The sequence below is a fragment of the Elusimicrobiota bacterium genome, assembly GCA_028718185.1.
In the GTDB taxonomy this organism is placed as follows: domain Bacteria; phylum Elusimicrobiota; class UBA8919; order UBA8919; family UBA8919; genus JAQUMH01.
On the sequence record JAQUMH010000005.1, the window covers coordinates 92,345 to 118,794 of the forward strand.

A 26,450-nucleotide genomic window follows, 5' to 3' on the forward strand; every position below is an offset into this window, starting at 1 on the left:
GTAACCTTCACTTCGTTCAGAAACGCGAATTATCGCGAATTATTCGCGTATATTCGCGTTGCCTTTCTAATTCGCATTGATTCGCGTGTGTCGTAATGAAACTACGGCAAAACAAACTGCAAATAATGACACTAAAAGACCCAGAAGAAAACTCACCGGACTATAAACAAAAACTATTTTCCGGTCATCTTGAAAGACTTTAATTTTTCTTATTGATTCAAAAGAAATAATTTCTTTTTTTACACCATCAATAAATACTTCCCAGCCGGGATAATAAAAATCACATAAGTATAAATAACCATCGATATTTTTATCTTTTTCGATTACTACTTTTTTTGCTTCGTATCTTGTAATTCTTACAGGGGTAACTTTATCATAATTTTCTTGCTTTTTTATAAACGCTCTCGGGTAAAAATTATTATCTCTATATAACATTAAAGCCGGTAATAAATTATTAAAGTCTAATTTTCTCTCAAGTGATAAATTATTTCCATTTCCCAAATCTGAAGATGAAATTATATATTTGACATTAGTAAACTTTGTTTTAATTTCTGGAACAAGCGGTGAATATGCATTTAGTGAAGGGACATTGTAAATCATATTAAAATTCTCAGGCAAATAATTACGGTACATAAATTGGACTCTCTCTCTTAAGCCCGGAATACTGGAATAACAATAGGCGTAAATCCATGCTTTTAGATTTTGGTCATTAACGGATATTCTGAATAAATCGGAATCTTTTTTTAAATACTTTACGACTTCTGGCTTTTCAATCAAATAATCTTTTTTAATAATATTATTATAACCATAAGAAAAATTCACAAGTTCTAATAAAACAACAATAAAAACTAAAAACCTGAATCTTTTAAGTTCTTGAAAACCCCAAGCAGCCATAAAAGCTAACGACATAACTACAAAAACAAGAGCTCTTTGCGGTAACCGAAAATATTGCATACCCGGTAATTGCAATAAATATTTATATAAATACGGGAATAATAAAATAATTGAAATAATTGAAACTGACATAGTAATAAAAAATTTCATATTTTTATTTTTGAAACATTTAATTAAACCAAATATGCACAATAAAAGAACCATTACTCCCACAAAAGCGCAATTTTCACCAAAAATACTGTCTTTCCTGATGTAACTTCCTTCTGCCGGATTACCGAATATATAAGGATAAATAAAAAGTAAAAGGTCCTTAAAAAAATATCCCCAACTAACAACCTGAGATTTAGCAATACCGCCTGAACGGGCAGAAAAGGGAATTAACTCAATAGTTGGTATTATTTGGCATGCAGCCAAAAATAAACCCAAAACTAATGCAAGAAAATAATTTATAATTACCCGAATTCTTCTTGTGTTAAAAATCAACCATATAAATCCGATAATTACTGAATAATAAGGGATTTGCGGAAAACCCGACAGGAATTGTATTGCAAAAACCCCTCCTAAAATTATCCATACTCCTTTATTTTTAATTTTATAAATAAACAAAAAAACCAATGGTATCCAAACTGCCGAATTAAAAAGGTTCATATGCTCATTATGCACAGCAAAAAATCCGGAAAATGAAAAAACTACTGAAAATAATAATGAAGATGTTTTTTTAAGACCAATTGTTCTTATGAAAATATATGCGAAAAATCCGGAAAGAAAAATATGCAGAATAAATACGTAATTATAGGCAACCCAGGAAGGAAATATTGCAAAAGGAATATTTAATGGATATAAAAAACCTCCTTGCCCTTCAGCATGCAGCGGAAAACCCAAAAACATATCCGTTGTCCATAACGGGAACTGTCCATTTCTCAACGATATTGCAAAAAAATTACGGAAAGGAAAATACATTTTTATAATATCGCTCGCACCTGCAAAATTCGCTGCGAACAAACCAAAAAGAAAAAGTGTTTTATAATAAACAATAATTGTAACTATTAATAAGATTATAGATATTGCTGCCATTTTATTGTCCGGTTATTTTCGTTCTTGCTATTAGCGGGTATTTTTATATAAATTTCAATTCTTTTTTTTGGAAGATTCTTTTTCCCCAACTTTTCAGACCACTCGATGATCGCAACACCGTCTCCATAAATATATTCATCAAGCCCTAAATCCTCTATTTCTAAAATATCGTTTAACCTGTATAAATCAACATGATAAACCGGAAATTTGCCTTTATATTCATTTACAATTTTAAAAGACGGGCTATTAACAAAATCTTTAACCTGAAGTCCTTTACATATTCCCTTAACAAGAACTGTTTTACCTGCACCAAGCGGACCATAGAGACAAACAACATCTTTTTTTTTTAATAATGCTGCTATGGTTGAGCCCACTTTAGATGTTTGACTTGGTTTTTTTGAAATATAATATTTTTTAATCATTTATTTAAAAATATCTTTCGGTCTTTTATTTTTCGATAAAGCATGTATTACAGTGATATCCCCTGAATCGAATATTTTATACTTCACATTCACTTTGCTAAAACGACTTAGCAATAAATCTTTGAACGGGTCTTGTGTATTTACAACATATGCATATTTTTTGGCTTTATCTACAGCGTTTTCATATTTTGGAAATGGATAAACCATCGGCAGAAGATTATCGGAAGAGGCGATAATGTCACTCTTAGATTCAAATATTATACGCCATTGGAGGAAATAATTTGCATAAACATATTTATAATCATTTGCTTTGAGAAAATCTATGGCTTTTATTAAATCTTTGCCGTTACTTATTATTCTCAAATCATGAACAGTGCGCTCCTCCTGAAATAATACCGTATATTCTGCAAAGGATAAACAAACAAATAAAAAAAAGAATGATACAACCACTATGTAACTCTTAACTTTTTTTAAATTAATTAATCTTGTTATTTCGAAAGATACAAGTGCTATCAAATAAAATCCGACAGGCAGCAAATAACGCGGGCTTGTACCTCCAATAGTAGTTAAAGAATATAGAATTATATGAATTAAGAAAGCAGTAAAAAATAAAAAAATTACAACATCTTTAGATGTTAAAAAACCTTCTTTTAAATAAGATTTACTTTTGTAAATTTTAGAATACCTGATAATCATGGAAATAACCGTTATTACTATAATTACATACCATAAGTAAGAGGTTACCGGAATAGACTCTACGAAATTATCAACATTCTCTGAACTGAAAAATGCAGGCAAGTCAAAATGGAAAACTCTAATAATATTTAGAATAAAATGCCTGAAATCTATAGAAGTTATATATTGTTGCATAAAACCAGAAGAACTTCTGTAAAACTCAACAATTGCCCTTAGCAAGATCGGAATTGAAATATAAATCATCATTTTAAGGAATCCTTTATTATTATCTAAAAATAACAATAAACCAAAAGCAATCAAAAGCGGTAAAATTATAGGTTGGTTCCAAAAAGCAATCGCTGATATGATTCCCAAAATAACAATATTCTTAAATTTCTTCTTTTCATAGATTTTAACTAGAAATAATGTAAGAAAAGGAATAAAAATAAGTGTTTCAATATATCCTGCTCTTACAACTAAATTCCATTCTGCAAAAATCGAGCAAAAACCATAAATAATTCCCCATATAATTCCCCCGACATTTCCTAACACTTCAAATCCAAGTAATACAACTAAAAAGAGTGAAATGAGCGATAAAAAAATAACGGGTGATTTTAATGATATATCAGATACGCCAAAATATTTAAACACTACTGCTATAAGATATTCTTCAATATGAGGTGCGGCCGCATAATAAAAATTATGAGTTTTAATAGATACTTTATCTTCTCCTGATAACTGCGCCGCTACACCGGCGAGGGACTCATCCCCCGATGGATATTGGTGAGCAGTAAAAAGCAAACTAAACCTCAATAACCCTGCGAATGATAATATCAGTATAGTAAATAAAAGTTTTATATTATTTTTATTTATATTTCCACTTAAAATCTTTGATTGAGACAAGATATACCCCCAGCAAGAGAAACATTAAAGAACCGTAACCGTATTTCAGGGAAATGTATTCAATACAGCCGCCGAACATAGAACCAATTAGATTTGAACCCAAAGCTGATGGCATGTTTTCTGATTTAGAAAATGATGTAGAAAATATTACTCCTGAAAAATATACCGGTAAAAACAAAAGAAGCGAAGATAAAATAATTTTCAAGTAATAAGGAAAAATTAAAAACGTTTTCAAAGGTACCAGAATATTTATTATAATAATCAGAAAAAGATAAATATAATATTTTTTATTGTTATCCGGCGTAAAAATATTAGTAAAACTTGCAGCAAAAAATGACATAACAAGTATTGCAATAATAACAATTGAATTAACAATCCATGTTGAACCAAAAAGCATTGCCATTCTTATAATCGCCGATGTTTCCAAAATCATAAATCCCGCTCCTAAGAAAAAGAAGCGGTTACTTATGTTACCGTTAGAAATAACTGACGATATAAAAACAAGCAATCCTGCAAAAAACAATATCATAATAATAGCTAAAACATAATGTATAGGAATAGCCGGCTCTTTAAGATATAAAAATGGCCAATTATCAGTGGTAGATTTAATCTGATAATTTGAATTTAAAAACAGCGGGGCTTTTTGCTTTGGAAATAATTCTGCTTTTTGAGGAAAATTTATTTTCTCAATTCCCGGACCATTAAACAACACTGCGAAATGTTCTTTTTCCTGTTCGTTGTATGTAATTGTTTTTTTGCCGAAAGTTTCTTCGAGCATTTTTGACAGGCGTTCAACTATCCATATTTTTCTGAATTGATTATATATAACAACAACACCGTCATCGGTTAAGTGCTTTTTTACATCTTTAAAAGCATCCTTTGTAAAAATGAAATTTTCAAGACGTACTGACGAAAATTGTGAAAAAGCAGTCAGCGAATCAATCAGGGCAAAAACTATCAAATCGTATTTTTCATCCGATTTCTTAAGGAAAGCCCGGGCATCATCATTAAAAACTTTTACTTTATTATCCTGATAAGGTTTGTTGGGGTGCCTCTTTCCTATTTCAATAATCACAGGGTCTATTTCAACAGCATCTATTTTTTCAGCACCGTTTTTTAATGCAACCGCCGCATCATTACCGGTCCCTGCACCAAGTATCAAAACTTTTTTAGGTTTCTTTATAAGTTTATACGGGAACTCATAGCCATTTATAAAGTCTTTGTTTATATTAAGCATTGTCTGATGGGGAACCCCGTTGACTATTACACAGTTAGCTTTGTCAATTACATCAATCCTATAATATGGAGAAAAAATCGCGCCATAACTTATCATCCAAATGAAAAAAAATGATAATATAAACGCGAGAACATTAATATAAAAAAGCCGTTTCCCATATAAATAAGGCAAAAGACATAAAAAGGCAATCAAAAACCATATTAGCGGCGAACTGTTAAAAAATGAAATTACTGTAAATAATCCAACACCAAGAATTGAACCGCAGATATTTATTATGTAAGCAACAAGCGGCTTGATACCTAAAAATGCCCTACCGACTTCCTGCCCGATAGAAATAAACATTACCGTTGCAAGTATAAATATTATAGGTAAAAACCACCATGCACTTGCATTATACAATGGCACACCCTTGGCAAAACCGAAAGCAGTAAAATATACACTTATATCAGAATTAACTGTCAATCTAATTATAACTTTCCAGAATATAACACATAAAATTAAAAAAATTGAAGGAAATAATATTATGAAATCCATTTTTTTGGAAACAAGAAGCATTCCGATACCTAATCCTAAAAAACAAGCAAGCAGGACAAAGTTGGAAAAATAAGAAAGCATAACAACATTGGAGTTGAACCACCTGATGCATGCTATTTCCAGAAAAAGCGCGGCAAAACTTATAAAAAACAGTTTAAAATATTTTTTTATCATTTTATTTTGTAAATTGCATATTTTTCCAGTGGCATTTTTGAAAATGAATAAGGTAAAAGTCCATACATATTAAGGTGAAAACCTGCTTGTGCTTGCGGGCTTATTGTCCTGGATGGATTTTTAGTAAACACATATTTGTCTTCTATAAACTTCAGTTTTTCAATAACATCCTGATTAATATTTTGTGGAACAGGCAAAACCGGACTTACCAAAATTGAGTTATCGCGGTAATTCCTATTATTTGAATCAACTGCAATAAAACCATTTTTCTCCATGTAGTATTGAAACCCAAGATGTCCGGTAAAATAAACATTTTTACCGGTGTAATTAGTTTTCACATATTCCGAAATGTCCCTGTATGAATTTGCCAGCATGTAATCTGAATGCGCCAGTAAAACTGACAAAACAATCCCCGCAAAAGCTGTTAAACTTAAAAATATTTTTTTAACCGGAAGACCCTCTGATATTTTTACAAACAATATTATCGCCGGAGGTAAAATCGGTATGAGATATCTAACAGCAATTATTGCAGAGACAGAAGTAAAAAAAACCAAGTACAATAAAAACCAAAATGTAAGAAAAATTATCTCTGTCTGATAATATGTTTTTTTTAAGAAATACATAAACGCGAATATTAAGAGAATGGTTGATGAAATAAAAATGCTAAAAAGAACATTTTGTAATATTTTATATCCAAGAAGATTAAAAAATAAATTTATTAAAGTGGATATTACCACGAATATCCACATGGCACTTTTTTTTACCTGAAACACTAACCATAAAATGCTTAACGGAAAAATAAAGGAACCGCCGATGTATGTTAGAACCGGTATTTCTTTATTTAGGTTAAAAAACAAACCAACATCAAGCGATTTTCTGAAAATTTGAACTTCATTATAAATAATCTTATTATGCAATGACCACAGAACTAAGAAAAGTATTGGAATCAGAAAATAAAAAATATTATTTTTAAGTTTTTTATTCAATAACAACCACACAAAAACTATTGGAAGATTAAGGACTGCAACAAACTTAATCAATACTGCTAAACCAAGCAAAATCCAGCCAATGGAATTTACCCCGCACTGCGATGCGGGGTTGCGAATAACAAAATAAATACCCCATAATGAAAATGCTAAAAGCGGAACATCAAACATTATATCGGTGGCATTGACAAAAAATGCCGGGCTGGCTATTAAAAGAAGCGCTGAATAAAACGGATCTATTTTTAATTCATTTGCTAATAAATATATGCCGATAACAGCAAGTAAGGTGAAACTGAGAAATATAAGATGAAGTACTTTTTCTCCCTCACCGAATATTTTTATTACACCTGCTAAAAAATAGGATATTAAAGGAGGGTTATTTGCGACATCCCAACCCGTATAATTTTTATCAGCACAATTTATCTGAAAACTAAACGGTTTCAATGGCTCTTTCAGGATCTGTCTTGCTGTATAAATATAAAATATTGAATCGGAAGATATAGCTTTATTGGAAAATGGTATGAAAAGAAGTAACGACAAAACAAACAATAATATTATTTTCGAAAAATCACTTTTTAAAATGGTCATATCCTGCCTTACTAAAATTTATGTCCTGATTATTTGAGGTAACATATCTAATATTTTTGTTTTTTGTTATTTTGCCGACATAAGAAAAATATTTATTAAAAAACTTTCTTTTATCAGATGAAACAGTAAAGATTAATTCATACTCTTCACCACCAAAAAGTGTATAATCGGTAAGCGGTAAATGATAATGGTCAACAAATTTTCTAAGAGCAGATGAAACCGGGATTTTATCAAGATAGATTTCACAACCGACATCTGATTCCTTGCAAATTAACTGTACAGACTTATTAAAACCATCAGAAGAATCAATCATTGAGGTGGCTAATTTAGACCCTGCAATTAATAATCCTTCTTTAATTTTGGGATAAGGCTGTAAATGTTTTTGTTTAAGTTCTTTCCACCCGGGAATACCCTTTTGGAGCAGAAAAAGACCTGCAGATGAATCCCCAAAAGTACCGGTTGTGAAAATCATATCGTCGACATTAGCACCGCTGCGCAAAATACTTTTTTTATTAACAGTCTTACCTATAACAGTAATTGAGATTATTACACAAGAAGGTGATTTGACCGTATCACCGCCAATAATACGGACATTAAACTTTGAGGCAATAGAACTAATACCCCGATAAAGATTGTCAATATCTTTTATACTTGTTGTGACAGGAAATCCGACCGTAACAAGGCAATAAAGCGGCACTCCGCCCATCGCAGCAATATCGGAAAGATTAACGGCAAGCGATTTATAACCAATATCAAAAAAACCAAAATATTTTTTTGAAAAATGGATATTTTCTACAAGGGTATCGGTTGAAAAAAGAAAATTTTCTTTACTTGTAGCTTTTACAACAGCACAATCATCGCCTATTCCAACTATTACATCAGCGTAACTGCTTAATTTTTTATTCTTTTCTCTTATTCTCTCAATTAATCCAAATTCACCAAGATGAGATAAATTCAATTATTTCTTTTCCTCTGTTTTCACTTTATCTTTAATTGCTGAAATACCTGCTATAATAGCAAGAAGCCCGCCGAGAACAAAGCCCGATGAAACTATCCCTTTCAGACAAATAAGAAAATCGTCCCACATATAAACCGGAAGCCCCGGAATAATTTTCCCGCCAAACAGTAAAATAACTCCTATTGCAAACGCAATAATACCACCTATCACTGCTAACATATTATTCACCTCCCTTTTAAAAATCGTGTAATGTGCTATGTGTTATGAAAAATAAATCACAAGTTAGACACGCCAAGGATCTACGACAACTACAAACATTGAAATTCCTATACATAAATTTAGTTACGACTAATTTTTACTTACCTGGAAATTTTCCAAATTACCTTTAATGGTCAGATTTATATTTTCTTTTTCAAAAATGGTAATCTTCTTTTTATACAAATTTGACAAAAATATTTTATTAAATAAAACTCCATTCCCATTTACGTTTCCGGTAAAATTAATACTCTTGAAATTCATAAAATCTTTAATTTCACCGCTTAATAAAACTGACTTCCCGTTATTTTTTATTACAGCTTCTTCAATTGTTATCTGTGCTTTATCAATATTGCATTCCGATTTTATATTAACGTCTGCATCATTAACACTAAAATACGCTTCTACCGGGAAAGAAGCTTTTAAAGAAACATTCCTGACATTTAGATCCAGTTTATTAATCTTAACCCCGGGAAGATAAACTGCGCCGTTTTTAATGATTAAACTGCTCATTACCAGCACATGATGAGCATGAAAAGTTCTTTTTAACTTTATATTATTTTCAAAATTATTTCTGAGCTTTATCTCAGGATTTATTATTCTTACTTCATTTAATGCTATTTGCTTTCTTGGAAACGGGAACAGGTTTGGTGCGACTATCAGTTTCTCAATAATTATTTCAGAATTATCTATAAAAATTACTTTTATACCGGATAGAACTACCCCGCTAAAACCTACTGAAACGTTCTTTATTTCCGCTTGACCGCCTGTAAATGAACAAATCTGCCATTGAATATAATTTTTTAGCCTGTTTGACGGAATAATAGTCTTCAATAAGATTACAGTTGTGGCAAATAAAAAGAATACTACGACAATAAATGCTAAAATAATCTTTTTAATACCCATTATTATTTTTTCAATATTATAACTTCAACCCGCCTGTTTTGCTCGCGACCTACCGGTGTTTTGTTATCTCCAATAGGTTTATCTTCACCATAACCAACTGCTTTTAACCGTTTGGCGTCAACTCCATATTTAGAAACCAAAACATCAAAAACTGCTTGTGCCCTTTTTTCAGAAAGTCTTTGGTTATAGGCGTTACTCCCGAAGCTGTCAGTATGTCCTTCTATTAAAATATTGTTATCCGCATAATCTTGCATAAGTTTTACGACTTCATTCATCATATTATATGCGCCGGGTTTTAGTTCTGATTTCCCGGAGTCAAAAAGTACCGATGATGCAAGATTTACCACCAATCCCCTTTTTTCCTCTTTGACAGTAATATTCTTTTGTTCCAAAACAACTTTTTCAACTACTTTTTCAACTACTTTTTCAGGTACATTAACATTAATTTCAACAGGTTCTGCTTCAGTTTTATTACCGACTGCATCAAATACTGTTAATTTAATCTTATATTTACCGTTAGGAACAACATTTTTATAATAATCATCTTTACCATCCCATCTAAAATTGCTTGGTTTTGATGAGGTACCTTTCATTGAAATAACATCTATTCCTTTTGAATTCTCAATAGACATCTGCCAAACAGAAAAACCTATCGGATCTTCTACAACAAAAGAAATATCACAATAATCGTCAATTCCGTCACCATCCGGAGAAATACCATATGTCGATACAGAAATCCCTACAAACGGCGGCAGCGTGTCAACATCTATCCATAACTCATTTGACCTGGCAGGATATTTACCGTCAATATTCATAACACAAACATATTTACCGTCCGGTACAACAGTATTTTTTTCATCAGTACCATCCCATTCAAGAACAGCGGGAATCGTTTCAGTCCCGGACAATGTCTTTACAGGAACTCCTATATCATTTTTTACTTCAAGCGTCCATTTTCTTACTTTACCAACATCATACGAAATAATAAACCTTACTTTTTCATAAAGACCATCGCGATTAGGTGAAAATGCTTTCGGTAGCGAATCCAATTTAACCGTACCTTCCTTTTTAGCATAACAAAAACTAAAAACCTGCAAGAAAAATACTAAAAATATTAAACATTTTTTCATAAAACCCCCTAAACACAAAATATTAATTACTCAAATTTTTATGATACTAAAAACTTATGGAGGAGAGGGAGAGATTCGAACTCTCGTACCGATAAATCGGTAACGGGTTTTCGAGACCCGCGCCTTCAACCACTCGGCCACCTCTCCCCGCTCATTTCATGAGCGAGGCCTCGCCCTTAAGGGCGGGCACCAGCCTCATTAGTTAATTAGAGAATTAGTAATTAGTTTAAGTCTATAACAACTTAAACAGAATAGTTTATTCTAATACATATTTTCTGTATTGTCAATAACGGTTTTCCACCTCTTGTGAAACCAAAACCAATGGTCCGGATACTTCTTTATAAAACCTTCTAAAATCTGAGTATATTTTAATGTTAATAACTCAATATCTTTTTCATTATCCCCTGTTTTTTTAAAATCAACAGGAACAAATTTTATTTTATGTTTTATACAAGACTCCTGCCTGATACAAAAACCCATAGCTACGGGGATGTCGGAGTGTAATGCGAAAACAGCAGGACCTTTTGGAGTAGAAGCAGGCTTGCCAAAAAAATTAACAAAAACCCCGTCTCTTTTTCCGGCATCCTGGTCAGCAATCATTGCAACAAATCTACCATTATTTAACGCTTTTACAACATTTTTTAATGCCATTTTAAGCGGTATAATCCCAATGTTTTTTAGTCTTCTATAAAAATTTAGAAGATTATCTACATAAATATTATGTTGCTTACCAACAAGGAAATCAAGAGGATACCCCTTATTACAAGTCGCAGCACCCATAAGTTCCCAAGAACCAAAATGACCGGCAATAAGCACCATCCCCTGCTTTTTCATTAAAAAATTATCAAGACACTCCAGTCCTTCAAATTCTATATTTTTATTTAAATCCGTTATAACTAATTTTGGAAAAAACAACAACTCAATCATTGACATTCCGAAATTTCTATATGTCCTATGGGCAATTCCATAAATTTCATCGTATGTCTTGTTAGGAAAAGCAAAAGACAGATTTTTTATAACTACATCTCTCCTGATTTTTAATACATAAAATGCAATATCGCCAAGCCATCTTCCAATTCTCAAAGCTAATTTTAACGGCAAAAGCAAAACAAAAAAATTAAAAATAATTAAAACTGTAATTTCTATAACATGACTGATTTTTTTCATTGTCTTACCAGAACAGAAAACAATTGGGTTATTGAGTTATAGAGTTATAGGGTTTTAGGGTTTAAATCCTACGAACTCTAAAACTCTTACTTACTACTCCCTCATCTTCTTCAACATGAAAATTGCTGATGAATTTTTAGAGTCGATTGCCAACACATTTTCAAATTCTATCGTACTCTCTTTTAATCTGCCTTCATAATAATAGACTATACCAAGATTAATATGAGCATCAATCAATTTAGGATTGACATTTATCGCTTTAATATAATTTTCTTTCGCCTTACTTCTATCACCTAATGTAAAATAAATATTTCCTAAATTATTAAATGCACCGCCATTTTCAACATAAGGATCAATCTGGGTTGCTCTTAAAAAACTTTCTATTGCTTTTGGAATAGCGCTCTTATTTACCTTGATTTCATTTGCCCAAATATAACCCAACTTAAAATAAAGACGAGCATCAGCTGGATTTGAAGCAATCAACTTTAAAATTTCCCCTTTCTGTGTTTCTGAATTAACAATCCTTTTATCCAAAAAATCTTCGCTTTTAAAAACTATTTTCCAGCTGCGATACTGCTTTATAACCATCTGATATTCTAAAAAAAATACTACTATGGCCGCTAAAATAATTAAAAAATATCTTTGATTTTTTCCTACATTAACATCTTTATAAGCCGAAAATGATGATAATATCCCAAAAATGGAGAAAAGATAAAACGATGTTATTGTAAACCGCATATCTACAGAAAACATATTCTGAATTAAAATCCCGCAGACAGCAGCCAATCCTGCCGCCTGCAGCATAAAATCATTTCTATTCTTACTTTGCTTAATGAATTTTTGTGTCTGGCTGAAAAATGTAAAAATAACCCACAAGAAAATCCCAAATCCAACGAGCCCTGTCTCAGCCAATATTTGGACAAACTCTGAATGTGCATCATTAATAATATTCTGGTTTTGCGGCCATATAGCTTTTAATTCATCAGAAGCGTAACTCGGAAAATTTATATGAAAAGAACCTATACCCACGCCAAAAACCGGATTTGCCGACAACATTTTTAATGAATCACGCCATATTAAAAGATGGGCCTGTTGGCGCATCCAAATATTTTTTGTTTTATATACAAAAGCATTACCTACAATAATAAAAAATAAAATTAAAAATATCTTTTGTCTTTTTGACTTAAGGATAAAAAATATTAAAGCTAAAATAGTAATCCCAAAGGCAATCCACGCAGCACGGCTTTTTGTAAAATACAAGGCAATCGAAAAAGCAATCAAACAACTTAACCAAATGATTTTATTTTTCCAATGATTCGCTAAAACCATTTTGTAAATTAAAAACGGCATTGTCGCAACTAAAAATGCAGCAAAAAATATCGGATTACCAAAAGTTGAAAAGATTCTATCTGCCTGGGGCGTTCTAATTATCCAGAACCCGCCATAATGTGTCATTATTCCATAAATTACCGATAAAATACCGCCGTATAGCCAGAAATTAATTAGTCGTTCACGATAAGTTGAGTTTGATATAATATTAGAAAAAAGGAAAAAACTTAAAAAACAGACAATGATTCTGAATAGTTCAAGTTCTGCAACATGTGAATTTTTAGAAGTAAAATATAAAATAGATATGAAAAACAACCAGGAAAAAACTGATTTATTTAAAGGTGAGATTTTAAGATGAATGTTGCCCGAATGCACCTCTGAAATTAACCATATTAAGATAACTGATAAAACTCCGCTTTCTAAAACCCAAAGTTTCCATCTGGTAATTTTTTCATCCGGTATAACAGGAATTAGAAAAAGTAAAATCCCTGCTAAAATAATATTAATTTGAGAAAATTTAGTTGGTTTAAATGTCTCACTCATTTATTAATTTTCAACTTTTTCATTAATTCTTAAAATATGATGACCTGGCAATCTTTTTAGCAACCGCTCTTACTTCTGTAGCAAATTCGATAAGTTGAGCATAACGATTAAAACTGTGGACTGCACTTGATACTATACCTATGGAAATAGACATCAAGGAAAATGCCTGAACCTTTTCCTGCCGGTCTTTAGAAATAATATATCCCCGGTTCTTATCTTCATCAGAATAATACATAGGAATATTCCCATCAAATCGCCTTATTATCTCCCTACAGATATCTTCAGCGTTTTCGGGTATCGTTACAACAATAAAATTATCTCCGCCAAAATGTCCTATCATATCTTTTAAAGTTCCTTTATTGTGTACTGCTTCAACGATAAAATTTGCCACCTGTTTTATAACAATATCGCCTTTTTCAAAACCATAGCTTTCATTATATGCCTTAAAATTATTTAAATCAATCCAAAGTATGGCAAATTTCTCTTTTGCAGAAATTCTATTTGTAATCTCTTTTTCAATTGAAACATTGCCCGGAAGATTGGACAAAATGTTAATGTCCCTGGTTTCATGGTATTTTTTAATAATCCCCTCTACACGGGTAGCAAGTTCATAAGGATCAAATGGTTTAACAAGATATTCATCGGCACCTAACTTCAAACCGGTAAGCTTATCTTTTGTCTGTGACATGGATGTTAACATTATAACCGGTATCATCCGTGTTGCTGGTATATCTTTTAGTTTTTCACAGACCTCATATCCATTCAATTTCGGCATCATAACATCAAGTATCACCAAATCCGGTATTTCTTTCAATGCTGTCTCATAAGCATCAAGCCCATTGTTACACACAATAACATTATGACCTTCATTTTTTAAAGTAATTTCTATTAGTTCAGAAATCGCAGAATCATCATCAGCAACAATAATTTTCGCCATATTATAGCAACAATTAAAAGATTAGAAATATTAAAAAGACTGGAAAGATTTTAATCTTTGAATTTTCTATATTTTTGTAATCTTTTTAACCGGCTTTATTATCCTCCTCCTATTGTAACTATAGAAATCGCCATAAGAGCAGTAATAGTAATAATAGATAGAATAACTCCTACAGGAGTAGAGAAAAATTTTCTTCTTCTCTGTTTGGTTCCTTCTTCTGTCCTATAAACCTTTAGTGAAACAGTAGAAATGTTTCCATAATCATCTTTTGAATTAATTTTTATTGTATTTTCACCGTTTAAAAGAGATACATCTCCTGAAAATTTTCCATCCTTTGTAATAGAAACATAAAAACCATTAATATCAACCAAAGCACCAAGTTCCGTAGAACCCTTTACTGTTATAGAATCATCACTAAATTTTATATTATCTTTTGGCTCATCAACAGTTAAAACAGGCGGTGTTTTATCTACATATATTTCCTTGGCAAATGATAAAATACCTTCTGCGCCCGACGAATCCAGGTAAGCAACACGCCAAAAATATTTACCATCAGGTACATCGGTTTTTTTTATATCAAATTTATCATATATAGGTCGAACACTGTCATAAATTACACTATTGAACTCTTTATCTTTTGCAATCTGGATATGATATTGAGCTATGTCTAATAAACTTGAATATGCAGCAGCTTTTGAAAGTTCGCCACCAACGTTAATTTCATTTACTATTTTATCTTTTTTAATGTCTGCCGGTTTATCCTTAATATCTATTGGATTTATATCATTGCTTTTGATTTGCTGGTTATTCTCCTTACTGGCAGGCATACCTGACAAGTCAAGTGTTGGCGGAAGCCGCTTGGGTTCCATAGGAGGCAAATTTATTTTTACTTCTGTTGAAAAACCTTCCATGACTGTTACAGTTTTATTCTTTGCGCTGACATCAACAGCTCCTTTATACACCGCAACAACAGTTGACTGGTCTTCTTTAACTTTTGTTTTATAATCCGCAACCGGTGTTTTAGCAGTAATTTTTGGCATAACAAAAGCCGTTGGGGTTCTAATAGGAATATTTGTTGTACGAATTTCGCCGGATAAAAGACGTGTTTCGTCGGATTTATCTTCCGGCTGAACTATAACAAGCGAGGATGGCCCTATTGTCATAAGGTTACCTAACGGCGACCGTACATCTGCAGAGGAATTTTCAAAAGTTCGTATTCCGTCTTTATTATAAAGTTTCATATTGGCTTTTGCATCCAGCCAATCGACCTCTATTTGTCGTCTTATTTTTACCTCACGGACAACTGACACTATTGACGAAGAGCGTAGTTGTTCTTTTATAAGCATAACCGGAATTTTCAGTTTTATTCCGGGAAGAACATTATTCGGGTCAGTAGATATATTGTTAAATTTCAAAATCTCAGGCCATTTTGACGGCTCTTTTAAATAGTAATTTGCTACACCCCAAAGCGTATCTCCTGCTTTCACTTCTATTTCCTGAAATTGCTGGCAGGAAAGACTGCCCACTGTCCAATGTCCAATGTTCAATGTCAATAAAATAAATATTAATAATTTTATATTTTTGACTTTTGACTTTTGACCTTTGACTCTTGACCTCGGACCTCGGACCCCGGACCTCGGACATCTTCTAAACATATATTTCGTCTTTTTCATTTTTTTTCAGATTTTTGGGTATTGCAATCATAAATTTTGAGCCTTTATTCAATTCGGATTCAACCCATATTTTACCCAGATGTGATTCTACAATATATTTCGTAATGGTAAGTCCTATTCCTGTTCCTCCATGACTACGACCCTTCACCTGTTGAAATTTATCAAATATTTTATTCAAATATTCTGCCGGAATTCCTTCACCGGTATCATTAACAGAAATCTCTACGTTTTCATTTTTTTCCACCGCAGTTATGGTAACTTTACCGGAAGAAGGAGTATATTTCAAAGCATTACCGACAAGATTTATTAAAGCCCGTTCTATCAGCCCCTCATCTGCCGAAATAGTCATCGATGTAACACTGTTTACAAGCTCAATATTGCCTTCAACTGCTTTAGATATCATGCTGCTACAAACCCGTTCTGCCGTATTCTTTAAATCAAACTGTGTAAGACTTAACTCCATTTTTCCAACTTCTAATTTTGCTATATCGAGTATATTATTTATCATAGCCAGCAACCTGTTTGAGGACGTGCTGATAATTTCAAGAAAATATTTCTGCTTTTCATTAATAGGTCCTACACTTTCGTTTAGCAGAAATCTTAAAAATCCGAGTACTGATGTAAGCGGATTCCTCAAATCATGAGTAACACCATGGAAAAAGTCATCTTTCATTTTATCAACTTCTTTTTTACCTGTTATATCCCGTAAAATAAAGATTATACCTTCAATCTTTTTCCTTTCAGAATCGGTAATCAGCTGGGTTGAAACACTTATTATAAACGGTTTATCGGTTGATAAATCGACTTCTCTTGAAATTTCAGGTCTTTCATAGACCTCTTTAAGTGCTGTAAGCAATTTATCGTTTTTAACAGTTTCAAAAAGTGAATTCGTCAAATCTTTAGAAACTCCGAGTATTTTTGCCGCCATATTGTTCATAATAACAATATTATTATTTTCATCCGTTAATATAAGCCCGTCATTAATTGAATATACAATAGCAGAAAGTTTATCTGCCTGCATTTTCGTGTAATGAGAGAGTTCCTCAATCATATTGTTGAAATTATTAGCCAATTCATACATTTCATCCCGTGTTTTAATATTAACTTTTTGTGTAAAATCACGGCGGGCAACATTTTTTGAAACATCAATAACTTTAAGTATTGGTTTAGAGAGTGAATTTGCTAAAACATAAGCAATAAAAATAGCGAGTAAAAAAACAACCATTATAGATATTATTGCATTCCTTCTCATTTTTATCATCGGCGAATATGCTTCTGCTTTCGTCTGCTGGAATATTACATTCCATCTAAGTTTCTTAACAGGTGCAAACGTTCCAATCATTTCCAGACCGTCTTTTGAAATGAATTCCTGACTTCCAACTCCCTGCCTTTTAATCGCCTCTTTTGCAATAGGTTCATTATAAATATTTTCAGAATCAATAGCGTATTTTTTATCACTGTGAAACAAAATCCTACCGGTTTCGTCGATAATAAGAATATAACCCGTGGCACCTATCCGGCTTTCTTCAATGACATCAGAAATGCTGTCAAATGAAACACATATTTTCAAAACATACTTGTTAGCAAGCGGAAAATAAAAATCCATCAGAGGTCTTTCGTTTTCGTAATAAAGCGGCGCAATTTGATATTTTTCACTTTTTCTTACTTGTATATAATAAATATTATTTGAATAATTCTTAGGTTGAGGCGGGGATTTTTCAAATTTAGGATTTGATGCAACGATTTCATCGCCTGTTTTATCAATTATAGACGCTCTTACAAAGTTATCGGATGCTATTAATATATTCCTTAAAATCCCTATCTGTTCAAAAACAGATGAATACTCCTGTCTTTGAGTGGCAATGATAAAACTCATTTTGCTGTCAATGTCAGTAATTTTATCATCAATTTTTTCAGAAAGTGCAGTTGTAATTTTTATATGATATTCGAGCATCAATGTCTGCAACATCTTTTTGTTTATATCAATGGTTAAAAAACCTATAACAATAAGAGGCAATACTGAAATTAAAATAATAAAAATCAGAAATTTTGGAAAAAGTTTTATCTTCATATAAAAATCACGGAACCTGCACAGAACTCTAAAAGACCACAAAACTGGAACGAAACTCTAAAAGACCGCGGAATTGGCACAGAACTTTTATTCCGTGTCAGTTCTGTGTTTAGTTCCGTGACTGTTCCGTGTTATTTTTCTACGAACGTCCTGTAAATTAAATTTCCACCCCTGTTTATATCAAATAAAATACCGTCGGAAAGCGATAGTTTTTTAGTTACTGATTCAAATTCTGCAACAGTTGATGTTTTCTTTCTATTGATTGCCCTTATAATATCTCCCGGATAAAGCTCCATTTCTTCTGCTTTAGAACCGCTTTCAATCTTTACAATTACTACTCCCTGTTCATCAGAGGAAACGTTTAATTCTTCTGCCATATCTTTTGTAAATTGTTTAACTTCTATACCCAGCCATTTTGCGGTTTTCTCATTATCACCCGACTTTGATTGTGCAGTAGTTATTTCTTCTGTCCACTCATCAAGCACAATAGAAACCGCTTTTCTATTGTTATCCCGCCAAATAACAGCATTTACTTTTTTATTGGGTGAAGTGGCAGCAACCATATCCTGAAGTTTTTCTACAGTACCAACTTCCTGGCCGTTAAATTCAAGAATAATATCGCCTCTTTTAATCCCGGCCTTAAAAGCAGCAGAACCGCTCATAACACTTTCCACTAAAACACCTGTTTGCTCTTTGAGTCCTGATTGTTTAGCAATAACTTCGTCAACTTTTTTTATACCAATCCCTAAAAAACCTCTCTCAACCTTACCATTTGTTATAAGCGGATTAAGTATTTCTTTTGCACGATTTATCGGAATCGCAAATCCAACTCCCACTGAACCGCCGGATTGACTATAAATTAATGTATTAATTCCTATAACTTCACCATGAATATTCACAAGTGGTCCGCCAGAATTGCCTCTATTGATTGATGCATCTGTTTGAATAGCATCCCTGTAAACATTATTTTGAGCTTCTATATTTTGTCTTTTTGCAGATATTATTCCAACAGTAACCGTTTGCTCTAATCCGAAAGGAGAACCTATGGCAATCGCCCAGTCACCGACACGTATTTTATCAGAATCACCTAATCTTGCAACCGGAAGAGTTCCATGCGGTTTTATTTTTACGACTGCTAAATCTGTCTTTGCATCTTTACCGATAACCTTTCCGGAATATTCTTTGTCATCAGCAAGTTTTACGGTAATTTTCTCTGCATCTTTTACAACATGGTAATTTGTAAGGATATAACCGTCTTTGTCAATAATAACACCGCTGCCGGCACCTTCAACCCTTCTTTGATTTTCATATTTTCTTTGAGGAGTTTTTTTATCAGGAGCGGGCTGACCGAAAAAATCATCAAAAAAATCATTAAACGGGTCCGAAAAGAAAAAACTAAACGGGGCAACTTCTCCGACTATTTGTTCGGTATAAATTGAAACAACCGCAGGTTTCGTTTCTTCTGCAACACCTACAAATGCATCTTGTAAATTTAAAACTTCCGGTGAAACTGATGTTTTAATTCCTAAAGGGACTTCTGATTTTCTTTGTGACTTGCCGATAACAAACGCTAATGTAATTACGCCAAAAAAAATCATAATCCGAAATACATTTTTTATTGCAGAACCCGAACCAGACATAAAATTCTCCTTTTTTTATTTTTCTTTATTTCATTCTTAATGCAGGGATTTGAATAACCGTATCTGATGTCGGAACATCACTTCCGATAATATCAAAAATATCACCTGACGGTAAAAAACCGACAATTATATATCCCCAGTTTTCCGGATTACCCCTTATATATTTTTCCGGTATTTTTATCTCAACCAAATTTCTATCACGGATATTTTCAACATGAAATTCTTTAACTATTAAAGGTGGACCGGTTATATTATATCTATAAAGGTAAGCTGAAATGCTGGAAAAAGAAATTGCATATTCCCATGCAGACAGAGAATCAGTGAAACCGTTATGCCCCGGAATAAACGCCGTGCTGCCTGCATTATTTCTTTTATTCATATCAATGTAAATATCCACTATTTCAGATTCTTGTGAAGATATAAAAACATCAAAGATAATATTACCAGACGATTCCTTTACACCAAACGACATAATATTACAGGAACTTAAAATCACATTGTCTGTTTCATCATTAAAACAGACAAGATACTCACTTGTTGTTAAATTAATCAGTGGTGACGCCGCTACTGAGGTAAAAAGCGACGTTGAGATATCGTCCGGCGGTTCATATCCCATAACACGGTACATATTCGAAAGCCCTGCCCGAAACCATAAATCATTTTCGTTTTTATTAGCATCATCCGAAACATAATTTTTAAACCATACCGGTTTCTCTAAAAAATACAATTCTTCTAACGCCGCGTTAAATTTTTCACTATTATACGCTTCTGAAGATGTATACTCATTTATTTTTATTCTGGCATGCTTCAGATAATCCCAGGCAAGATTTTGGATTGGAGTACCTATCCAACCGGACAAATCCGGTTCCGGTACTACTGTTATCTTATCCAAATCCATTTGTTCGCCTGAAGAAGTAATAATAATCTTAAAATCCGATTTTTTTACAACTCCCAAAACTTCTTTTGATATAATTCCTAAATCTGGATAAAATATTCGCGGTTTTTCACCAAAAATGTCTGAATAAACTTTTTTGCCTTTCTCTATCTGTTCTTTAACATCATCTACAAGTTGCGCTCTGAAAAGCAGAGGCAGAATAACTTCCGTGTAAGTGGTCGCGGCAAACTCAGAATTATTACTACTATGTAACTTTTTTATTATACCTATATTTTCATCGGAAAGATTCCTTAACAAATCTGAAGGAATAATAAAAACATCTTTAGACACTGTAGATGTCGTAATTGTAAAAATATTTTTTACTTCTTCTTCACTACTAATATAGATTGACCTGCTAAAAGATAGCGTAGGTAGTAATAAAAGTATAAATAGGAGTATCTTTTTCAATTTATTTCTCCACTATTAGCACGGAAACCCGGCCGCCTTTACCGTCATCTGCAGAAACGGGATTTTTCGGGTCCAAATACCAGATACCGTCTACTTTGAATTTATAAAAATATTTTCCGGGTTTAATTTGCACAGTTGTACTCCAAATACCGGCATTTTTTATCATAGTACCTTTTTTACCGTCCCAATTATTAAAAGTTCCGGCTACAAAAACTTTTTGCGCGTTATCTGATTTATATTGAAATATAACACTGTCGCCGGTTATTTTTGGATAAGTTAACTCTTCCGAGATTTTGACATTTTCTTCTTTAACCGGAACAACATTTTGAGCTATTTCTTGTTTGGGTGTTTCTTCTGTTTTACTATTTATAAATCCCCTGATGCGTTCAACTAACATTAAAGACGGGAAAGCAACAATTACAATACCTATAATGAACCCAACCCATAAAAGTATTTTTTTCAGCATTCCTTCCTCCAACACACATATTGATACATTTTTGTAAATATATTGCCTGTTGAAAAAATCATCAAAATACGCTCAAAAAAAAATATTTAATCTTCTTAAAAAGTGCTTGACAAAACTCACTTTCTACGTTATACTTTTACCAGAGCGACAACCATGGCGGGTTAATACTAAACATTCCTAATATATATATTTCGGAACTGTTTAGTGCCTTAAACCCATCTGGATCGCTCTTTTTTTATGTATTTTCGCATTCATATGCGAAAATACATAACCCCCCTTCCAATTTCGTTATAGATAATCCAGGGGGCATTCAATAATATACACGAATCAAATACGAATATTCGAGACAAATTAGTGAGGTGTTAGAAAATTCGTGATTATTCGTGTGTGCTTATTTTAAAAAGCCTCTCCGCGTTCTCATCCGTAATTTTTGAAACAGTTTCAACTGTTAATCCTTTAATTTGCGCTATTTTTTCTGCAATATATTTTAAGTATCCTGATTCGTTCCTCTTTCCCCTGAACTGCTGTGGCGGTAAATATGGCGAATCTGTTTCCAGCAATATTCTCTCTATTGGCGTTTTATTAACAACTTCTCTTAAAACATTTGCATTGGGATATGTTACAGGTCCATCAATACCAAGATAAAATCCAAGTTGTAAAAATTTTTCAGCATATTCAATTGATGATGAAAAACAGTGAATTACCCCGCAGATGTCTTTATGCTGACTTATTATTTTATAAACATCTTCTTCTGCCTGCCGGGAGTGAATTATTACAGGTTTTTTTAATTTCTGAACAATTTCCAGCTGCTTTTCAAAAACGTCAACCTGAATTTTTTTATCAACATAATTTCTATAATAATCTAACCCGCATTCACCAACCGCAACAACCTTCTTATTAACCAGCAAATCTGAAAAATCAATATATTTATCAGAATTATTGGGATGAACACCAATCGCACAAAAAATATTTTTATACTTTTGACTTAAATCTAAAGAATCTTCCCATTCTTGAGGTTCTACGCCCACCTCTATTAACTTTGAAACACCATTTGAAAAAGCTTGTTCAATAACACTATCTCTATCTTTGTCAAAAGAACTGTCTAAAAGATGACAATGGGTATCAATCATAGATAGGGCACGCGAATCGTCGCAAATCACACGCAAATCATCGCGAATTATTCGTATATTAGCGTATATTCGCGTTTCTTTATTTTATTTGCGAATATTCGCGTGTATCGGTTTCCGATACAACTATTCTTTCCGGGGGAAAAGCGGGTCTTTGACCTTTTTTTCCAGCATTATTTGTTTTATTTTTCCCGAAGTATCCGGCATAAAGCATTCTATTGCATTTGATATCTTCCCGACTGCTGATAACAAATTTTCAAAAACAATTTTGAGTTTTTCCTTGTCTGTTTTATAAAGAACCCATGGTTTTTCAAAATCAATCGTTTTATTTGCCGCATCAATAAGTCCCCAGGTTAGAGAAAGCGCACTATTAAATTCAATTTTTTCCATCGCTTGTGAATAATTCTTGTCGAAATCAACCTGCAACTTCCCGAGCGAGGTTTCACTGTTTATTTTAGGTTTAATTTCTCCAAGTGAATATTTTTCAACCATAGAAAATGTACGGGAAACAAGATTACCGAGATTGTTCGCTAAGTCATTGTTATATCTTTCCAAAAAACTTTGTTCGGAGAAATCGCCATCCTGCCCAAACGGTATTTGTCTCATTACAAAATACCTGTATGCGTCACAACCATACTTGTCGATAAAAGTATGCGGGTTTACAAAATTACCTTTGGATTTTGACATTTTATCACCATTAACCGTCCACCAACCATGCGCAAAAACTGTTTTCGGTAGTGCTACCCCGTAAGCCATAAGCATTGCAGGCCAGATAACAGTGTGAAACTTGAAAATCTCTTTGCCGACAAAATGGACATCGCAAGGCCAGATATCTTTTCCTTCAGCAGCAGAAATATAATTTATCAAAGCATCAAACCATACATAAATTGTATGCGCACTGTCCCCCGGAACAGAAACACCCCATTTAACCTGTGTTCTTGAGACAGAAAGGTCTCTCAGTCCTGATTTAACAAAATTTATCATCTCTGAAGAACGCCACGCAGGTTGTATAAATTCAGGATGCTCTTCATAATATTTGAGAAGTATCTCCTGGTATTTTGATAACTTAAAAAAATATGACTCTTCTTCCAACCGCTGTACTTCTTTTGAACAATCAGGACACCTGTTATCAACAAGCTGGGTATCAGTATAATACGATTCGCAGGCAACACAATACAACCCGCTATATTTCCCTTTGTAAATATCCCCGTCTTTCAGCAATTTCGAAAACACATCCTGAACTTTTTTTACATGTCTTTCTTCAGTGGTCCTTATAAAATCATCATAGGAAATATTCAGGCGCTCCCACAACGCTTTAAATTCTTTAATAATATTATCAGCCCATGCCTGCGGGGTAAAACCTTTTTTAGCTGCAGCTTCTTCGATTTTAGAACCATGTTCATCAGTCCCGGTCAGGAAAAACACATCAATACCTTTTGAGCGGTAATACCGGCTAAGAATATCCGCAGCTATTGTAGTATACGAATGTCCAAGATGCGGGCTGTCATTTATATAATATATCGGCGTTGTAATATAAAACTTTTTCACGTAATCGTTTCCCTTTTAAAATTGTGTAGTTTGTAATTCATGTTATAGAGTTATAGGGTCTCCGACTCTACAAACTCTATGAACTTTATATCTCTTTCTTCTTGATTTCGGACACCTTTGTCTTATCGTTTTATTTAATAATATCCTTTATACCAATTTTTTTTATACGGTCGTCTTCTAATTTTACCGTAACCTGTGACTTAAAAATATCTACACCAATAACCCTACCTTTACCTTCAGCAATTTTAACACTGCTATCAACTTTAGGAAACTTTTTACATTCTGAAACGTAAAAACCATGTTCATATGCAATGCAACAAATTAACCGTCCGCAAACGCCTGAAATTTTTGCAGGATTAATAGTTAAATTTTGTTCCTTCGCCATATCAGTGGTCACTGATGTAAAATCTTTAAGAAATCTCTGACAACAACATATCTCCCCACAATGACCCAAAGAACCTAAAATTTTAACTTCATCACGAACACCTATCTGCACCATCTGGATTCTTGTTTTAAGAACTGCCCCTAACTCTTTTATCAACTCACGGAAATCAACCCGTTCCTCCGCAGTGTAATAAATAAAGAGTTTAATCCTCTCAAAAGTATATTCTATCATTGAGAGGCTCATCTTTAATTTTAATGCCTGCATTTTGTCAAGTATTACGGGTAAAACCTTTTTCGTATGTATTTTGTTCTCTTCTACCTGTTTAGCATCCTCTTCCGTAAAAAGTCGGACAAGCTTTTTTAACGGTTCTTTTGTATTAATCATCTGCTCCGCAATAACAACGACCCCGGCTTCTAAACCGTTTTCCGTTTCAACTAAAAGCCGGTCATTCATAGACACATCTATAGAACCTGCATCACAGTAAATTATATCTTTTGTCTTTCTCACTTGAACACCTACAGCTAATGGCATATATTTTCTCCTTAACGAACGCGAGTATTCGCACCCTATAACAAATTTTGTCTCAATACTTCCAACGTTAAATTTATATTTGTATTTCTCCTGATATAATTCCTCATTTTTAATATAATTTCCAGTTTTTCAGGTTGACTAAACCTCGTCTGACTTGCAAGCATATTTAAAAGTTCAACTACTTCATTTCTTTCATATCTCTTATTTATAAATTTGCCAATCTTAAAATTATCTATTAAATCTTTATACTCGGCAATTGATTCCTTATCACTTGCTAATTTAATCGCCTTCCCTAAAGAACCCATGGCTATTGATATAACAAAATCCAGTTCGCTTTTATCAAGATTAAACTTTTGTAACTCGCTTTTGATTTCTGCATCACTAAATATACCAAAATGGACAGTCACACATCTTGAACTTATTGTCCGCGGAAGTGACCGCGGCACCGGAGTAATGAGAATTATCACAGTATTTTGCGGTGGCTCTTCAAGTATTTTTAAGAGCGAGTTTGCTGCCTGTTCTTGTATCAGGTGCGCATCGTCAATTATCCTGACATTATACCCACCCTGGACTGCACTAAATTGCAAACCTTTAATTATTTCTTTTACCTGGTCAATTGAAATCCACGATTTTTCTTCTAAAACAGATATAGTCATAACATCCGGGTGAGTACCTGATTCTATTTTCTGGCACGACAGGCACTCGCCGCACGGTCTTTTGAGTATATCCGAACTCTGACAATTTAACATCCGGGCTAATTGCAACGCAAACAACTTTTTACCTATACCCGATTGCCCGACAAACATATATGACGAATGAACACGCCCATTTTTAATTGCTGTCCGGAACATATCCAACTGCTTTTCATGACCAACAACTCTCATCATAATAATCCAATATTAAAAAAATATATTTTCCGCTTCTATTCCCTAAACAAATGGAGAAATCTAGTTTT

General features: G+C 33.0%; 21 protein-coding genes and 1 tRNA gene. All 22 read right to left on the reverse strand.

Annotated features, from left to right (window positions below):
* Window positions 1-66: 66 nt before the first annotated feature.
* Window positions 67-1,968: a YfhO family protein gene (locus PHE88_08105; protein MDD5687777.1), complete on the reverse strand. Its 1,902-nt coding sequence runs from the start codon at window positions 1,966-1,968 to the stop codon at window positions 67-69.
* Window positions 1,950-2,390, reverse strand: a complete 441-nt coding sequence (tsaE, locus tag PHE88_08110; protein MDD5687778.1) for a tRNA (adenosine(37)-N6)-threonylcarbamoyltransferase complex ATPase subunit type 1 TsaE — start codon at window positions 2,388-2,390, stop codon at window positions 1,950-1,952. Before tsaE ends, PHE88_08105 begins: the two co-directional genes overlap by 19 nt.
* The gene (locus tag PHE88_08115) at window positions 2,391-3,968 is read right to left on the reverse strand and encodes a glycosyltransferase family 39 protein (protein MDD5687779.1); all 1,578 of its coding nucleotides are present in this window, start codon (window positions 3,966-3,968) and stop codon (window positions 2,391-2,393) included. It abuts the gene before it with no gap.
* Window positions 3,931-5,913, reverse strand: coding sequence for a methyltransferase domain-containing protein (locus PHE88_08120; GenBank protein ID MDD5687780.1), 1,983 nt, complete (start codon window positions 5,911-5,913; stop codon window positions 3,931-3,933). Before PHE88_08120 ends, PHE88_08115 begins: the two co-directional genes overlap by 38 nt.
* Window positions 5,910-7,487: a glycosyltransferase family 39 protein gene (locus tag PHE88_08125; protein MDD5687781.1), complete on the reverse strand. Its 1,578-nt coding sequence runs from the start codon at window positions 7,485-7,487 to the stop codon at window positions 5,910-5,912. Before PHE88_08125 ends, PHE88_08120 begins: the two co-directional genes overlap by 4 nt.
* Window positions 7,468-8,445 (reverse strand): thiamine-phosphate kinase, encoded by a 978-nt coding sequence (gene thiL / locus PHE88_08130; protein ID MDD5687782.1) that lies wholly within the window; start codon window positions 8,443-8,445, stop codon window positions 7,468-7,470. The genes PHE88_08125 and thiL overlap by 20 nt, the downstream gene beginning before the upstream one ends.
* Window positions 8,446-8,664, reverse strand: coding sequence for a hypothetical protein (locus PHE88_08135; GenBank protein MDD5687783.1), 219 nt, complete (start codon window positions 8,662-8,664; stop codon window positions 8,446-8,448). It lies immediately after the preceding gene.
* Window positions 8,665-8,793: 129 nt separating this feature from the next.
* A complete protein-coding gene (locus tag PHE88_08140) occupies window positions 8,794-9,606 on the reverse strand; it encodes a hypothetical protein (GenBank protein ID MDD5687784.1) in 813 nt (270 codons plus the stop codon).
* 2 nt (window positions 9,607-9,608) lie between these two features.
* Window positions 9,609-10,736 carry an OmpA family protein gene (locus PHE88_08145; protein MDD5687785.1) on the reverse strand — a complete coding sequence of 376 codons (1,128 nt, stop codon included), beginning with the start codon at window positions 10,734-10,736 and terminating at the stop codon, window positions 9,609-9,611.
* 57 nt (window positions 10,737-10,793) lie between these two features.
* Window positions 10,794-10,883: transfer RNA gene (locus PHE88_08150), tRNA-Ser, on the reverse strand.
* Between the two features lie 114 nt (window positions 10,884-10,997).
* Window positions 10,998-11,903 (reverse strand): lysophospholipid acyltransferase family protein, encoded by a 906-nt coding sequence (locus tag PHE88_08155; protein ID MDD5687786.1) that lies wholly within the window; start codon window positions 11,901-11,903, stop codon window positions 10,998-11,000.
* A 93-nt stretch (window positions 11,904-11,996) separates the two neighbouring features.
* The gene (locus tag PHE88_08160; protein ID MDD5687787.1) at window positions 11,997-13,775 is read right to left on the reverse strand and encodes an O-antigen ligase family protein; all 1,779 of its coding nucleotides are present in this window, start codon (window positions 13,773-13,775) and stop codon (window positions 11,997-11,999) included.
* A gap of 22 nt (window positions 13,776-13,797) precedes the next feature.
* Window positions 13,798-14,712, reverse strand: coding sequence for a response regulator (locus PHE88_08165; protein ID MDD5687788.1), 915 nt, complete (start codon window positions 14,710-14,712; stop codon window positions 13,798-13,800).
* Window positions 14,713-14,810: 98 nt separating this feature from the next.
* On the reverse strand, window positions 14,811-16,385 hold the full coding sequence (locus PHE88_08170; GenBank protein MDD5687789.1) for a LysM peptidoglycan-binding domain-containing protein: 1,575 nt from the start codon (window positions 16,383-16,385) through the stop codon (window positions 14,811-14,813).
* Complete coding sequence (locus PHE88_08175) at window positions 16,360-18,456, reverse strand: ATP-binding protein (GenBank protein MDD5687790.1); 2,097 nt, start codon at window positions 18,454-18,456, stop codon at window positions 16,360-16,362. The genes PHE88_08170 and PHE88_08175 overlap by 26 nt, the downstream gene beginning before the upstream one ends.
* 131 nt (window positions 18,457-18,587) lie before the next feature.
* On the reverse strand, window positions 18,588-20,096 hold the full coding sequence (locus tag PHE88_08180; GenBank protein ID MDD5687791.1) for a Do family serine endopeptidase: 1,509 nt from the start codon (window positions 20,094-20,096) through the stop codon (window positions 18,588-18,590).
* 25 nt (window positions 20,097-20,121) lie between these two features.
* Window positions 20,122-21,438, reverse strand: coding sequence for a hypothetical protein (locus PHE88_08185; protein ID MDD5687792.1), 1,317 nt, complete (start codon window positions 21,436-21,438; stop codon window positions 20,122-20,124).
* Window position 21,439: 1 nt separating this feature from the next.
* Window positions 21,440-21,904: a glycogen-binding domain-containing protein gene (locus PHE88_08190; GenBank protein MDD5687793.1), complete on the reverse strand. Its 465-nt coding sequence runs from the start codon at window positions 21,902-21,904 to the stop codon at window positions 21,440-21,442.
* A gap of 377 nt (window positions 21,905-22,281) precedes the next feature.
* Window positions 22,282-23,034 (reverse strand): TatD family hydrolase, encoded by a 753-nt coding sequence (locus tag PHE88_08195; GenBank protein MDD5687794.1) that lies wholly within the window; start codon window positions 23,032-23,034, stop codon window positions 22,282-22,284.
* 123 nt (window positions 23,035-23,157) lie between these two features.
* On the reverse strand, window positions 23,158-24,579 hold the full coding sequence (gene metG / locus PHE88_08200) for a methionine--tRNA ligase (GenBank protein ID MDD5687795.1): 1,422 nt from the start codon (window positions 24,577-24,579) through the stop codon (window positions 23,158-23,160).
* Between the two features lie 130 nt (window positions 24,580-24,709).
* On the reverse strand, window positions 24,710-25,495 hold the full coding sequence (gene ricT / locus PHE88_08205) for a regulatory iron-sulfur-containing complex subunit RicT (protein MDD5687796.1): 786 nt from the start codon (window positions 25,493-25,495) through the stop codon (window positions 24,710-24,712).
* A gap of 35 nt (window positions 25,496-25,530) precedes the next feature.
* The gene (locus PHE88_08210) at window positions 25,531-26,382 is read right to left on the reverse strand and encodes a DNA polymerase III subunit (GenBank protein ID MDD5687797.1); all 852 of its coding nucleotides are present in this window, start codon (window positions 26,380-26,382) and stop codon (window positions 25,531-25,533) included.
* Window positions 26,383-26,450 lie beyond the last annotated feature (68 nt).

Coding starts and splice junctions, on each gene's coding strand:
- PHE88_08105 (MDD5687777.1), bottom strand. CDS start 1,968: ATGGCAGCAATATCTATAATCTTATTAATAGTTACAATTATTGTTTAT.
- tsaE (MDD5687778.1), bottom strand. CDS start 2,390: ATGATTAAAAAATATTATATTTCAAAAAAACCAAGTCAAACATCTAAA.
- PHE88_08120 (MDD5687780.1), bottom strand. CDS start 5,913: ATGATAAAAAAATATTTTAAACTGTTTTTTATAAGTTTTGCCGCGCTT.
- PHE88_08125 (MDD5687781.1), bottom strand. CDS start 7,487: ATGACCATTTTAAAAAGTGATTTTTCGAAAATAATATTATTGTTTGTT.
- PHE88_08135 (MDD5687783.1), bottom strand. CDS start 8,664: ATGTTAGCAGTGATAGGTGGTATTATTGCGTTTGCAATAGGAGTTATT.
- PHE88_08140 (MDD5687784.1), bottom strand. CDS start 9,606: ATGGGTATTAAAAAGATTATTTTAGCATTTATTGTCGTAGTATTCTTT.
- PHE88_08145 (MDD5687785.1), bottom strand. CDS start 10,736: ATGAAAAAATGTTTAATATTTTTAGTATTTTTCTTGCAGGTTTTTAGT.
- PHE88_08155 (MDD5687786.1), bottom strand. CDS start 11,903: ATGAAAAAAATCAGTCATGTTATAGAAATTACAGTTTTAATTATTTTT.
- PHE88_08160 (MDD5687787.1), bottom strand. CDS start 13,775: ATGAGTGAGACATTTAAACCAACTAAATTTTCTCAAATTAATATTATT.
- PHE88_08165 (MDD5687788.1), bottom strand. CDS start 14,712: ATGGCGAAAATTATTGTTGCTGATGATGATTCTGCGATTTCTGAACTA.
- PHE88_08170 (MDD5687789.1), bottom strand. CDS start 16,385: ATGAAAAAGACGAAATATATGTTTAGAAGATGTCCGAGGTCCGGGGTC.
- PHE88_08175 (MDD5687790.1), bottom strand. CDS start 18,456: ATGAAGATAAAACTTTTTCCAAAATTTCTGATTTTTATTATTTTAATT.
- PHE88_08180 (MDD5687791.1), bottom strand. CDS start 20,096: ATGTCTGGTTCGGGTTCTGCAATAAAAAATGTATTTCGGATTATGATT.
- PHE88_08190 (MDD5687793.1), bottom strand. CDS start 21,904: ATGCTGAAAAAAATACTTTTATGGGTTGGGTTCATTATAGGTATTGTA.
- PHE88_08195 (MDD5687794.1), bottom strand. CDS start 23,034: ATGATTGATACCCATTGTCATCTTTTAGACAGTTCTTTTGACAAAGAT.
- ricT (MDD5687796.1), bottom strand. CDS start 25,495: ATGCCATTAGCTGTAGGTGTTCAAGTGAGAAAGACAAAAGATATAATT.
- PHE88_08210 (MDD5687797.1), bottom strand. CDS start 26,382: ATGATGAGAGTTGTTGGTCATGAAAAGCAGTTGGATATGTTCCGGACA.